The organism is Rhizorhabdus phycosphaerae, from assembly GCF_011044255.1.
GTDB classification, from domain to species: Bacteria; Pseudomonadota; Alphaproteobacteria; order Sphingomonadales; family Sphingomonadaceae; genus Rhizorhabdus; species Rhizorhabdus phycosphaerae.
The window spans coordinates 1,327,432-1,341,525 of record NZ_CP049107.1 but is presented as its reverse complement, the minus strand read 5'-3'; the positions used below and the strand labels follow the sequence as shown (position 1 = coordinate 1,341,525).

Below are 14,094 nucleotides of genomic sequence, written 5' to 3'. Positions count from 1 at the left end.
GCGTCATTGCCGTCACTGATTGTCCCAATCTATCAACTATGTGCCTCGTTTTGCGCAATCTAACCCACTCTGCGCCCCATGATGGAATGGGGTTTGGTCAAAGGGGGCCAGCGTCCGAAATAGATGAAAGGGAGGTTCTTGATGCGCAGCATCATCTTGAAGACCGGGGTCTGCCTGGCGGCTGTGACCTGGCCATTTTTGGCGCAGGCACAAACTACGCCTACGGAAACATCCGTGGCGTCTGGACAGGCGCAGGCCACCGACGCTCCATCAGATGCCGGCGATATCGTCGTAACCGCTCAGAAACGTACGCAGCGCTTGCAGGACGTCCCAATCTCCGTGGCGGTGCTTGGTGGCGAGGCGCTCCAGGACAAAGGCATCCACAATCTTCAAGACCTCAAAGGCGCGCTGCCGGGAATCCAGATCCTGCCCGCCGGTCCTACCAGTCGCCTGTTCGTCCGAGGTATCGGTTCGGGTGACAATGCCGGCTTCGACCAGGCGGTCGCGACGTTCATTGACGATGTCTATCATGGTCGTTCGCGCGGAACTGCGTCGGGCCTGTTCGACATCGAGCGGTCGGAATTTCTAAAAGGACCGCAGTCGACCTTCTTCGGCAACAGCGCGATCGCGGGTGCCGTCAATGTGACGACCGCAAAGCCCACGGACACGCTGCAGGGCTATGCCTACGGCTCGTACAATTTCAACTTCGATCAATATGTTGTCGAAGGTGCAGTAAGCGGGCCGATCACGCCGGCCCTGAGCGGCCGCCTGTCGGTGCTGTTGGGGTCGGGCGACGGCTGGGTCGCTGATACCACTGCAGGCGGCAAGATCCCTGAAACCAACGATCGCGCCGTTCGAGTCCAGCTCAAGTGGGAGCCCGATGACAGGCTGTCGATGGTGCTGAAGGGGGAGGCTGGCCGGTTCAACCAGCGCGGCGGCCTGCTTGGGCAGATCACGCAGTGCCCCCCGGTGCTCGCTACCCCCACACAAGACGGTTTTGCGCGGCCGGGCGTATATTGCGCGCAAGCGCTCGCGAACGGTGATGACGTTGTCTTCAACAGCAGGCGCTCCACCAACCCCGGCAGCCATGCCAACCTGTCAAACCAGGAAGTCGCACTGACTGCCAACTATGATCTGGGTGCAGCCACGCTCACGTCCACAACGGCTTATCTGCGGTATAATTACAAATCTGTATGGGATCTCGACTTCACATCGACCAACAGCGCCTATTCGGGACTGCCGGAAAAATATGATCAGTTCAGCCAGGAATTGCGGATCGCATCGGGCGACACGGGTCTCCTCAACTATACGGTTGGTGCATATTTTCAGAGCGATCACCTGACCGGCCGCACGGACCTTGGATATTATTTCCTAAACCCACCGATCGTTCAGGCTCTGACCTATGATCAGCATGAAAAGATCTACGCGGGTTTCGCTTCGCTTGGCCTCAATCTGACCGAAAAGTTGACGATCACCGGTGGCTTGCGTGCGCAACGCGTCGAGAAGCGGCTGCTCAAGGGCATTTACTACGGAGCGCCCACAGGGTTCGCCGACGTCGCTCCGATCGAGACCGCCGCATACAATGCTACGGGAGTCGCGCTTAATCTCGGCCCGGCCGGCCAATGGCGCTATTCGGACAGCTATAGCAAACTCGTTCCATCAGCGAATATCCGCTACAAATTCTCGCCTGACCTGATGGCTTACGCATCCTATGCGAACGGCTTCAAGGCCGGCGGGTTCAACATGGCGGCGAGCGGGCCGGTCGACCCTGCAACGGGCCAACAGATCGGCGTCGCTTTCCAGCCCGAGAAGGTCGATGCTTTCGAGATCGGGTTTAAATCGCGTCTCTTTGATCGTCGTCTGACACTGAACGTGACCGCGTTTACCAGCCGCTATTCGAACCTTCAGGTGGGCGGCAATCGCCAGACGGTCAATGGCCCGGTCAACGTCGTGAGCAATGCGGCAAGTTCCGTGTCGAAGGGTATCGAGGTGGAAGCCGATCTTCGTGTGACGGGCGGCCTCACGACAGGCTTGCAGTTGAGCTTGCTCGATGCACACTACAAGAGCTTCCCTGGTGCTTTGCCAACTGCGTGTCAGCAAATCGTCGGCCAATGCGTGTTCGGCTCAACCGCGCCAGGTGCCACGGTCCAGGATCTCTCCGGCAAGCCGACCGCCTATTCGCCGAGCTATAGCGGTCTCTGGACCATCGATTACGAGACGCCCATCAGCGACAATTTCCGGCTCGCACTAGGATCCCAGCTTTCGTTCACGGACCATTTCCAGGTCGCAGTCAACAACGATCCCAACACCGAGCAGGACGCTTATGTGCAACTCGATCTGTCGGCCAAACTCATCAGCGGCCCCGGCCAATGGGAAGTCGGGCTCATCGCCAAGAATGTGAATGACGTGAAGACCTTCCATTGGGCTACCGGCCTTCCCCGCAGCCCGGGCAGCTTCATCGTCGCGCGCGATCAGCCGCGCAGCTTTACCGTGCAGTTCCGAAAGACTTTCTGAATGTTATGCGGACCGAAATCACGGGATTTCGGTCCGCCTATGATAGTTGTCGCAAGAGTTCGAAGGACGACAGTGGAATGAATGGGGTTGAAGTCCTGTTGAGCCCGTTTCGCCTGAACAAGGTGGAGCTTCCGAACCGCGTGGTCATGTTGCCCATGACCCGCTCCTTTTCACCCTCCGGCGTTCCTACCGACGACGTTGCGGCCTATTATCGCCGCCGCGCCGAGAATGGCGTCGGCCTAATCATCACCGAAGCGACCGGCGTCGCCCGGCCATCATCGATCAACGAGCCCGATGTTCCGCATTTCCACGGCGAGGCTGCCTTGGCCGGTTGGAAGCGCGTGGTCGACGAGGTGCATGCGGCCGGCGGGCGGATCATGCCGCAGTTGTGGCACGTCGGCAGTAAGCGCTCCAATCTCGGTCGAGACTGGGTCCCACCGTCACCCTATGAGAGCCCGTCGGGTCTCGCACTGAACGGCGAGCCGGATGGTGACCCGCTAAGCGAGGCCGACATCGCCGACATCATCGACGCCTTTGCGCGAGCGGCAGCAGACGCAGAATCGCTAGGGTTTGATGGCGTCGAGCTTCATGGCGGCCACAACTACCTGATCAACCAATTCTTTTCTTCCGATCTGAACCGCCGTACCGATCGCTACGGTGGAGAGACGCTGCTCGCGCGCTCAAGGTTCGCGATGGAAATCCTGCGAGCTATCCGACAGCGGGTCACACCCGACTTTCCCGTCCTGCTACGTCTTTCGCAGTGGAAGCCGCATGATTTCACAGCGCGGCTTGCCGACACGCCGGACATATTCGAGCAATGGTTGACCGCCCTTCTCGATGCAGGCGCGACCGGGTTCGACTGCTCTCAGCGCCGCTATTGGGAGCCGGCGTTCCCCGAACACGACAACGAACTGAGCTTCGCCGGATGGGCCAAGAAGCTGACGGGTGCCCCATCCATACTGGTGGGATCGGTCGGGCTTTCCGGGGATGTCTACGAAACTCTTGCTGGCAAAACCTTCAAGCACGCCTCGCTCGATCCGCTGTTCGCTCGCCTCGAGCGCGGCGAGGTCGATCTCGTCGGCGTGGGCCGGGCTTTGCTGCAGGACCCCGCATGGCTGGAGAAGATTCGCAGCGGGCATGTCGATTTCCCTGACTTTTCGACCGAAGCGCTGAACTGGCTCAGCTGAGCCAGTTTGCACCGCCTCGATCCGACTGGCTAATGGAGTAGAACGAACAGTGGCACTCACGAATTTTCAAGGCACGGACTATCCCGAAATACGCCAGGAAGTCGCGAAGCTTTGCGAGCAATTCCCCGACGAATATTGGCGAAAGCTCGATCGCGAAATGGCTTATCCAGCTGAATTCGTGCGCGCGCTGAGCGAAGCGGGTTATCTCGCTGCACTCATTCCCGAAGAATATGGCGGATCGGGACTGCCGCTTTCAGCGGCGGCGGCGATCCTGGAGGAGGTGCAGCGCGCCGGATGCAATGGCTCTGCCTGTCATGCGCAGATGTACATCATGGGAGCGCTGCTGCGCCACGGCAATGAGGCACAGAAGCAAGCCTATCTGCCGCGCATCGCCAGCGGCGAACTCCGACTGCAAGCCTTCGGCGTCACCGAGCCGACCAGCGGTACAGATACCGGAGCGCTGAAGACCACCGCCGTCCGCGACGGGGATCGCTACATCGTGAACGGCCAGAAAATCTGGACCAGCCGCGCCGAATATTCCGATCTTATGCTGCTTTTGGCGCGGACCACGCCGCGCGATCAGGTCAAGAAGGGAACGGACGGACTATCGATCTTCATCCTCGACATGAACGCGGCGCAGGCCGCCGGCGGCCTGACAATCCGCCCCATCCGCACGATGATGAACCATTCCACCACGGAGGTTTTCTTCGACAATGTCGAAGTTCCCGCCGAGAACCTGATTGGGGAAGAAGGCAAAGGCTTCCGCTACGTGCTGTCGGGCATGAACGCCGAACGAATTCTGATCGCGGCGGAATGCATCGGCGATGCCAAATGGTTCATCGAGCGATCGCGGCGTTACGCCAATGAGCGCCATCTGTTCGGACGCGCGATCGGTCAGAATCAGGGTGTGCAATTCCCGATCGCCAAAGCTTATGCCCAGATGCGCGCCGCTGAACTCATGGTACACAATGCCGCTGAAATGTTTGAGGCGGGCGACGCCATCGGCGAGCAAGCGAACATCGCCAAGATGTTGGCCGCGGATGCGTCCTGGGCAGCTGCGGAAGCCGCGGTGCAAACGCATGGCGGTTTCGGCTTCGCCGAGGAATATGACGTCGAGCGCAAGTTCCGGGAGACCCGGCTCTATCAGGTAGCGCCGATATCTACGAACATGATCCTAAGCTATATTTCGGAGCATGTGCTGGGCATGCCGAGATCCTATTGATGGAAACGGCGCTTCCTCTCGCAGGCTTGTCGGTCGTCGCAATCGAGCAAGCCGTGGCCGCACCGTTCTGTACCTCACGGCTAGCGGATGCAGGCGCCCTCGTCGTCAAGATCGAGCGGCCGGAAGGCGATTTCGCGCGCGGCTATGACGATGTCGCCAATGGCCTCAGCAGCTATTTCGTCTGGCTCAATCGCGGCAAGACGTCGGTCGTGCTCGACCTCGCCACGGACGAAGGCAAGGCCGAGCTTGCTCGACGTATCGCCGGCGCAGACGTCGTCGTTCAAAATCTTAAACCGGGGGCGTTCGCGCGGCTCGGCTTCGCACCGGAGCAGTTGCTGGCGAAGCATCCCAGACTGATCATCTGCTCGATCAGCGGCTATGGCGAGACGGGTCCGATGGCTGACCGAAAAGCCTATGACCTGTTGATCCAGGCAGAGTCCGGGCTATCGTCGATTACCGGTGGGCCGGACATGCCCGCGCGCGTTGGCATCTCGCTCGTTGACATCGCCACAGGCGCGACGGCCCAGACCGCTATTTTGGAAGCGTTGTTGGCGCGCAATAGCACCGGGTGCGGCGCCGACATCCGCATCTCGATGTTCGACGTCATGGCCGACTGGCTGACCGTCCCCTTGCTGGCGCACGAGGGTGGGAAGACGCCGACACGGGCCGGTCTCTCCCATCCCTCGATCGCGCCTTACGGCGTTTTCGAGACGCAGGATGGCGGCCAATGGCTGGTTTCTATCCAAAGCGATCGTGAATGGCGCCGCTTCGCCGCCGATTTTATCGGGGATGCCCGGCTTGGGGATCATCCCGATTTCAAGACCAACGTGGTGCGCGTCGCCAACCGCAAGGAAACAGACGCTTTAGTCGCGGCGGCCTTCGCTGGAATGACGACATCGCAAGCCGAAGCACGCCTGCTTGCCGCCGATGCAGCCTTTGCCAAGGTCAATGACATGGCGGCGTTGGCGAAGCATGCGCATCTGCGGCGGATCACGATCGATACTCCAGCCGGACCGATCACCATGCCGGCGCCGGCGCCGATTACGGTCGGCAGCGCACGATCCTACGGCCCGGTTCCGCCCCTGGGAGGCTCGCCGGTATGAGTGCCGATCTGGACATCGCACAATTACGCCGCTGGATCGGAGCCGAGGAGATCGCGGACGATACCGTAAGCGCCTCGCTAGTTGCCCGGTTTCGGGCCACGATCAGAGGGTCCGACGAACCATCGGAGACCGATCGCAAGGCGCCCCGGCTGATCCATTTCTGCCTTTGCCAACCGGCCGCTCCGATGGAGGGCCTTGGCGATGACGGTCATCCCGCGCGAGGCGGATTTCTGCCGCCTGTGCCGCTGCCGCGACGCATGTGGGCCGGCAGCAATATCTTGTTCCATGGCGATCTTGAGATCGGCGACACTGTGCGTCGCCGCTCCACGATTGCCGACGTCGTCGTTAAGGACGGACGGACCGGAAAGCTATGCTTCGTCACGGTGGACCACATTTTCAGCGTCGCTGGAGAAGCGCGTGTCACCGATCGCCAGTCCATCGTCTACCGTGCGCTTCAAAGCGTTACGACCGCGCTGGCGAGCGATGCTGCGCCGATCGGCAAGGTGGTTACTCAGATAGATCCTTCGCCTCCCTTGCTGTTCCGTTACTCAGCGCTGACGTTCAATGGGCATCGCATCCATTATGACGCGCCTTACGCAACGCAAGTTGAGGGTTATCCGGGCCTGGTGGTTCATGGCCCGCTCCAGGCGACTTTTCTCATGCAGCTAGCGGCCGATATTCGAAGGCGTGTTCCCGATTCATTCGAGTTCCAGAGTCTGTCGACATTATACGATTGCGATCAGGTAAATCTGAATGCCACCGAACATGTTGATGGTTCTATGTCGCTCTGGACGGCGCGGGCCGATGGCCCGGTCGCGATGCGCGCAGAGGCGCGCTGGACATGAGCCTGCTCGCCTCGCTTATCGCGCCGCTCTTTGTCCCGGCGGACAGGCCTGAACGCTTCGCCAAGGCTGCCACGAGCGGCGCCGACGCCGTCATAATCGATCTCGAGGACGCGGTGCCGGCCGCCGATAAGGCATCCGCGCGTGATCAGCTTCGCGATGCCGCTCTCGACGTTCCGGTGATCGTGCGGATCAACGGCGCTGCGACGCCCTGGCATCAGGACGATGTTGCGGCGCTTGATGGGCTCGATATCGCAGCGATCATCCTGCCCAAAGCCGAGCGTGAACAAGAGGGTGCGTCCCTTGCCGCCATCGCGCCGGTGATCGCTCTGGTCGAAACGGCCCGAGGCCTGGCCAACGTGCGTGCGCTGGCGCAATCGGGCGCATTTGCGCGGCTAGCCTTTGGCTCGATTGATTTTGCGGCGGATATCGGGTGCGATCATTTACCGGAAGCGCTTCTCGCGGCACGGAGCGAACTCGTACTGGCGTCCCGGCTTGGCGCGCTCCCGCCGCCGCTGGACGGCGTAACCACCGATATCTCGAACCCTGCGGCGACGCGGGACGACGCCCGCGCTGCACGGTCGCTCGGTTTTGGCGGCAAGCTGCTCATTCATCCACGACAGGTCGCGGCGGTCTTCGAGGGGTTTCTGCCAACGCCCGAGGAAGTTGAGTGGGCACGTCAGGTTCTCGCTGCCGACGAGGAAGGCGCGGTGAAGATTGGCGAACAGATGGTCGACGCGCCCGTCCGCATTCGCGCCCGCGCGCTCCTTTCTCGAAGTGAAGCGGGCGGTGCCGTCATCGCCTGAAATCTTCGAGACAGCCCGCCGTCTCGCGTCCCACAATGCCAACAGCGTGACGCAATTGGTCAACAATGTCGCCGCTCCTCGGCTAGCGTTTATCAGCACTCGGCGCGGCGATGAAACGCGCGATATCAAGATTAGGCTATGATGAACCAAACCGTTTCCGATGATCGACCCACGCTGATCAGCTCACTGGAACAGATCGATGTGCGCCTGCGCTGGCTGTCCTCGTGGATGGTGCACAACGCCAACCATCTTCGCGAGAAACGGGACGGGTTGAAGGTCGGGGGGCATCAGGCAAGCTGCGCCTCGATGACCGCGATCATGGCGGCGCTTTATTTCCATGCGCTGCGTCCTCAGGACAAAGTGGCGGTCAAGCCGCATGCGGGGCCGGTCCTCCATGCCATTCATTATCTTCTCGAACAGCAGTCGCTCGATCGCATGCAACGCTTTCGCGGCCTTGGCGGCGTGCAGAGTTATCCAAGCCGGACCAAGGATAAGATCCCCGTCGATTTCTCGACCGGGTCGGTCGGTCTGGGCGTTGCCGTTACCGCCTTCTCCAGCCTTGTGCAGGATTATCTGATCGCCCACGGCCAGGTGAAAGAGGAAGATGCCGGGCGCATGATCGCGTTGATGGGCGACGCCGAACTGGACGAAGGCAATATCTACGAATGCCTCATCGAGGGCTACAAGCACGATCTCCGCAACTGCTGGTGGATCGTTGACTATAATCGCCAGTCGCTCGATGCGACCACGGCCGATCGCATGTTCAGCCGTTTCGACGACATTTTTGAGACATGCGGCTGGCGGGTGGTTACGCTCAAATATGGCAAGCGGCAGCGCGAAGCGTTCAAGCGGCCGGGCGGTAAGGCGCTTGAGGAATGGATCGACAATTGCCCTAATGCCGATTTCGCGGTGCTGACCTATCAGGGCGGTTCGGCTTGGCGTTCGCGGTTGATCGAGGACCTCGGCGCGAAGCCGCAGGTAAAGAAACTGCTCAACGGTTATGACGACGAGGCGCTGGCGGCGCTGATGACCAATCTGGGCGGGCATTGCGTCGAAACGCTGGTCGAAGCCTTCGACAGTGCCGATGATGACACCCCGACCTTATTCATCGCCTATACGATCAAGGGATATGGCCTGCCGCTGGCCGGTCACAAGGACAATCACTCTGGCATGATGAATTCTGCTCAAATGGAGCAGTTGCGTCATAATCTCGGTATAGCCGAAGGGAGGGAATGGGAGCCATGGGGCGGGCTCGGCGATAATGCGGCGGTTCAGTTGCAGGCCTTCGTCGAGGCAAGTCCGATCGCTCGCAAGGTTGCTGAACCGGTTGCCGCAATGGTCCCGGTGCCCCAGCGCCTTGCAACGCCCGAGGGCGCGGAGCAGTCAACCCAGGCGGCTTTCGGCCGGATACTGCTGGACCTCGCCAAGTCGGGCGAACCGCTCGCCGATCGCATCGTTACGACCGCGCCTGACGTGACGCAAACGACCAATCTGGGCGCCTTCGTCAATCAACGCGGGCTGTTCCGGCGGCAGGAGCTGGCCGACGTCTTCCACAAAGCGAAGATCCCGTCAGCGCAGAAATGGGCGCAGCACGCGGCCGGCCAGCATATCGAGCTGGGCATCGCCGAAAATAACTTCTTCATCATGCTGACATCGCTTGGCCTTGCCGCGCCGCATTTCGGCACCCGCCTGCTGCCGATCGGAACCGTCTACGATCCTTTCATTGCGCGCGGGCTCGATGCCTTGAACTATGGCTGCTATTCGGACTCCCGATTCCTTCTGGTCGGCACGCCTTCGGGCATCACGCTGGCTGCCGAGGGTGGCGCACATCAGTCGATCAACACGCCATTGATCGGCATGGGACAGCCCAATCTCACCTATTTCGAGCCGGCCTATGCCGACGAACTTGCCGTGATGATGCGCTGGGCCTTCGATCACATGCAAAAGCCAGACGGCGCCTCCGTTTATCTGCGCCTGACGACACGCGCGATCCCGCAAGTCGCGCGCGAAGACGAGGCTTGGGAAGCCGACGCGCTCAAGGGAGGCTATTGGCTGCGGCGCCCGGCCCAAGGTGCCGAGGCCGCGATCATATTTACAGGAACCGTGGCGACGGAAGCTCTGGCGGCATGGGAGGAGCTTTCGGACGACATTCCCGGCATCGGCCTGCTCAACGTCACCTCGCCCGACCTCCTGCACCGCGGCTGGTCCGCGCAGAACGCTGCCCGGTGGACCGACGATGCGGTTACGCGCAGCCATGCCGACACGCTCCTTTCCGAACTGGCGTCCGGCGCAGGCCTTGTCACCGTGATCGATGGATCTCCCGGCGCCTTGTCCTGGCTCGGCGGAGTCAAGGGGATGCGGGTTAGTCCGCTCGGCACCGACCGCTTCGGCCAGACCGGTGACTTGCCGGACCTTTATAAGACCTATCGGCTTGATGCCGAGTCCATCATCGAAGCTGCCGCCGAATTCTTCCTGGGACACTGACATGGCAATCGAACTGAAGATGCCGGCGCTTTCGCCGACGATGGAAAAGGGCAATCTCGCCCGCTGGCTGGTCGCCGAGGGCGATCTGGTGAAGCCGGGCGACCTTATCGCAGAGATCGAGACCGATAAAGCTACCATGGAATTTGAGGCGGTCGATCAGGGGCGCATCGCCAGCCTGGTGGTCCCTGCGGGCACCGACGACGTGGCGGTCGGCACGGTAATCGCGCTCCTCGCTGATACGGACGCTGTGATCGCGACGCCGGCACTTGAAGAAGCGGCGCCGGCCATCGCAGGGCCGACCGAGGCTGCTCCGCCACCACCTCCCGCGTTACCCGCAGAGCCAGCAGCCGGAAAGCCATCAGACGAACCGGCGGCACCGCGGCCGCGTCCCTCGCCCGCTGACCGTATCAAGGTAAGCCCGCTTGCTCTGCGTATCGCGAAAGCCAAGGGCATGGTTCTCGACGGCATTGTCGGCACCGGTCCCCACGGGCGGATCGTCCGCGCGGACCTTGGCATCGCGCCGCTCGTCAAGTCGCAGCCGGCGGTGTCGCAGGAAATGTTCATGCCGCCGCTGCCACCCGCGACGATCGCGCCGCCAGCAGGTGTGCCGGTGGAATCGATCAAGCTGAGCGCTATGCGCAAGACGATTGCGCGTCGCCTCACCGAATCCAAGCAAATGGTGCCACATTTCTATCTGACCGCGCGCTGCAACATCGATCCGCTGCTGAAGCTGCGGGGAGAGCTCAATGCAACTCTCGAAGCGCGTGGCGTGAAGCTCAGCGTCAACGACATGCTGATCAAGGCGCTGGCGCTGGCGCTGGTTGCGGTGCCGGAGGCCAATGTTCAATTCGGCGGCGAGGAGCTCCATCGCTTCTCGCGGGTCGACATCTCCATGGCCGTCGCGATCGACGGCGGACTGGTGACACCGGTCATCAAGGATGCCGGAGCGCTGTCGCTTTCGGCGATCGCGCAGGCCAGCAAGATCCTTGCGACAAAAGCGAGAGACGGCAAGCTGGCGCCCGAAGACTATCAGGGCGGGACCGCCTCGATATCCAACCTCGGCATGTTCGGGATCGATGAGATGTTCCCGGTGATCAATCCGCCGCAGGCTTTGATCCTGGGCATCGGCGCGGGCGTCAAGCAACCTTGGAAGGTGGATGGCGGCATGGCGCTCGCGACCATCATGGCAGCCACGGCGAGTTTCGACCATCGCGCCATCGACGGCGCGGTGGCCGCGCAGTTCATGCAGGCGCTTCGTGAACTTATCGAGACGCCGCTGCTGATCCTCGGCTGATCGAGCGTGGCCCCGATATCGGTTTTCACACCCGTTCGCCGTCCATAGGAATAGTGGGAATATGACCCGGAATTTCGACGTTGTTGTCCTGGGAGCGGGCATTGTCGGCGTATGTGTCGCCCTGCATTTGCAGATGCGGGGCCGGCATACGGCATTGCTCGATCGGTCCCAGCCGGGGATGGGCACGTCCTTCGGCAACGCTGGCCTCATCCAGAATGAAGCCGTCATGCCCTATCTTTTTCCCCGGTCGATCGCCGATGTCCTCCGTTATGCGCGTAACCGGTCGATCGATGCGGCCTATCAGCCCTCTGCCTTGCCCGGGCTGGCCGCGCCCTTCTACCGCTATTGGCGCAATTCTCACCCAGATCGCGCACTTGCGATAGCGCGCTATAGGGCCCCGCTATTTGACCGATGCATAGCCGATCACCGCGAGCTGGCCGAGGCGGCCGGCGCAATGGACTTGATGCGCGCGGGGGGCTGGAGCAAGATATTCCGGTCACAGGCACGGCTGGACAGCGCGATAGCCGAAGCCGAGCTTGAAGCGCAGCAACTCGGCATTCCCTTCGTCGCCATGGACGCGGCCGCTGTGGCCGATCACGAGCCGGATCTCGCGCGCGATCTTGTCGGTGGAATTCATTGGCCTGGTCCATTGTCGGTGCCGGACCCCTACGCGCTCACTAAGGCCTATGTCGATCTGTTCGAACGCAACGGGGGAAGTGTGCTGCAAGGGGATGCGAGGTCCTTGACGTGCGACTCCGGCTGGCGGCTCGTGACGGATGCGGGTCCGATGGCTGCAGCGGATGTGGTGGTTGCGCTCGGACCCTGGTCGCCGGTTGTCACGCAGATCCTCGGCTATTCTGCGCCCTTTTTCGTAAAGCGCGGTTATCATCGGCATTTCGCCCCGGGTGAGGGCAGGCTTGGTCGTCCTATCCTCGACGCGGAGAATGGTTACATTCTCGCTCCCATGCGTCAGGGCATTCGTCTAACGACAGGCGCCGAGTTCGCGCACCGCGATGCGCCACCGCATCCCGTGCAGATAGCGCGGGCCCTTCCCAAAGCGCGGCATCTCTTTCCGAAACTCGGTGAGCCCGTTGATCCAAAGGCGTGGATGGGCTCCAGACCATGTTTGCCCGATATGCTGCCTGTTATCGGCCCGGCGCCGGGGCAGCGGCGCGCATGGTTCGCCTTTGGCCACGCCCATCACGGCCTGACTCTGGGACCGACAACGGGAAAGATCCTCGCCGATATGATCGAGGGCAAAGAACTGGAAATCGATCCGGTCCCCTTTCGTGCAGACCGCTTCGGTTAGAGCCGCATCGCGGCACGATCCATCGACGGCAGGACGACCCTAACCGGGCACCTGGGCGCTATCACTCGCATGACCCAGCTCGCGCCGGACGATATTGACCCAGTAGCGAATGCCGTCGGGGATGATCGCATCGTTGAAATCGTAAAAGGGCGTATGCGGTGCATGGAACGCGCCATCCGCCGCGGCGCCATTCCCGATCCTCATGAAAGCGCCCGGGCAGCGGCGCGACAGCTCGGCAAAATCCTCGCTGCCGGTCGTTGGCCGCAAGGCATCGTCGACATTTTCGGCCCCCACGACGGCCTCTGCCGCCGCTACTGCGATGTCGACCTGCGCCGGTTGATTGATGAGTGCGCACGATCCGCGAATATAATGCGTCTCCGCGCCGCATCCCCATGCTTCGGCGGTGCTGTAGGCAAGCTCGGCGATCCGCCGCTCGATCGTGTCACGCACCTCGTCAGAATAGGATCTGGCGGTGCCGGCCAAGACGAGTTCGGCCGGGATGACATTGGGCGACGCGAGCTGCCCGCCGCCGATATAACCGACGCTGATCACCGCCGGTTCGAGCGGCGGCACATTGCGCCCGATGATGCCCTGAAGTCCGAGGACGAAGTGGGCCTGCGCATAGGTGATGTCCGTCGACAGTTGGGGCGACAGTCCCCCGTGGCCTCCGACACCCCGAAACGTTACGCTCCAGAAATCGCCTGCCGCCATCATCGCGCCCCGGCGCGTCGCAAAATGGCCGTTTGGCATCCCGGCGGTATTGTGAAGGCCGTAGACGGCATCGCAAGGAAAGCGTTCGAACAGGCCATCGCCGATCATTGCAAGCGCCCCTTCGACATTCTCCTCCGAAGGCTGGAAAATGAGGTTGACCTGACCCTCGAAGTCGGGGTGCTCGGCCAGATATCGTGCCGCACCCAGCAACATGGCCGTGTGGCCATCGTGACCGCACGCGTGCATTTTGCCTTCTACCGCCGATGCATAAGCCAGGCCTGTCTCCTCGTGGATGGCCAGCGCGTCCATATCGGCTCTGAGACCAACGGCCCGCGACCCCGGACGCTTTCCTTTGATGACGCCGACGACGCCGGTGCCGCCTATTCCCTCAAAGGCTTCGATGCCCCATTGCCGCAGCTTTTCAGCGACGAGTGAGGCTGTACGCGTCTCCTCAAAGCCAAGTTCAGGATGGGCATGCAGATCCCGCCTGATCGCGACGAAATCGGCTTCATGCTATGCGATCCATGGGTCAAAATTTCCGACCATTCGGGCCACTCCTCAGGCTGGCGAGATTGTCTCCCGCCTAAGTGTATAGACTGCGCAGCATTTGTTCCGGCGAGAC

Annotated in this window: 10 protein-coding genes; 9 read left to right on the top strand and 1 reads right to left on the bottom strand. The window is 61.6% G+C overall.

Annotated features, from left to right (window positions below):
* Positions 1–141: 141 nt before the first annotated feature.
* The 9 genes from G6P88_RS06115 (at position 142) to G6P88_RS06075 (ending at position 12,761) form a co-directional block, all read left to right on the top strand.
* Entirely contained in the window at positions 142–2,514 is a 2,373-nt protein-coding gene (locus G6P88_RS06115; RefSeq protein ID WP_165322354.1) for a TonB-dependent receptor, read from the top strand.
* Positions 2,515–2,591: 77 nt separating this feature from the next.
* Positions 2,592–3,701 carry an NADH:flavin oxidoreductase gene (locus G6P88_RS06110; protein ID WP_165322353.1) on the top strand — a complete coding sequence of 370 codons (1,110 nt, stop codon included), beginning with the start codon at positions 2,592–2,594 and terminating at the stop codon, positions 3,699–3,701.
* Between the two features lie 49 nt (positions 3,702–3,750).
* Entirely contained in the window at positions 3,751–4,923 is a 1,173-nt protein-coding gene (locus G6P88_RS06105) for an acyl-CoA dehydrogenase family protein (RefSeq protein WP_165322352.1), read from the top strand.
* Positions 4,923–6,026, top strand: coding sequence for a CaiB/BaiF CoA transferase family protein (locus G6P88_RS06100; protein ID WP_165322351.1), 1,104 nt, complete (start codon positions 4,923–4,925; stop codon positions 6,024–6,026). Before G6P88_RS06105 ends, G6P88_RS06100 begins: the two co-directional genes overlap by 1 nt.
* A complete protein-coding gene (locus G6P88_RS06095) occupies positions 6,023–6,871 on the top strand; it encodes an HTD2 family dehydratase (protein ID WP_165322350.1) in 849 nt (282 codons plus the stop codon). Before G6P88_RS06100 ends, G6P88_RS06095 begins: the two co-directional genes overlap by 4 nt.
* Positions 6,868–7,674: an HpcH/HpaI aldolase/citrate lyase family protein gene (locus G6P88_RS06090; RefSeq protein WP_165322349.1), complete on the top strand. Its 807-nt coding sequence runs from the start codon at positions 6,868–6,870 to the stop codon at positions 7,672–7,674. Before G6P88_RS06095 ends, G6P88_RS06090 begins: the two co-directional genes overlap by 4 nt.
* A gap of 138 nt (positions 7,675–7,812) precedes the next feature.
* Entirely contained in the window at positions 7,813–10,158 is a 2,346-nt protein-coding gene (locus G6P88_RS06085; RefSeq protein ID WP_425594478.1) for a transketolase, read from the top strand.
* A 1-nt stretch (position 10,159) separates the two neighbouring features.
* Positions 10,160–11,452: a pyruvate dehydrogenase complex dihydrolipoamide acetyltransferase gene (locus G6P88_RS06080; protein ID WP_165322348.1), complete on the top strand. Its 1,293-nt coding sequence runs from the start codon at positions 10,160–10,162 to the stop codon at positions 11,450–11,452.
* Between the two features lie 61 nt (positions 11,453–11,513).
* On the top strand, positions 11,514–12,761 hold the full coding sequence (locus G6P88_RS06075; RefSeq protein ID WP_165322347.1) for an NAD(P)/FAD-dependent oxidoreductase: 1,248 nt from the start codon (positions 11,514–11,516) through the stop codon (positions 12,759–12,761).
* Between the two features lie 39 nt (positions 12,762–12,800).
* Here G6P88_RS06075 and G6P88_RS06070 read toward each other — a convergent pair whose 3' ends face one another.
* Entirely contained in the window at positions 12,801–13,964 is a 1,164-nt protein-coding gene (locus G6P88_RS06070; RefSeq protein WP_165324939.1) for an amidohydrolase, read from the bottom strand.
* Positions 13,965–14,094 lie beyond the last annotated feature (130 nt).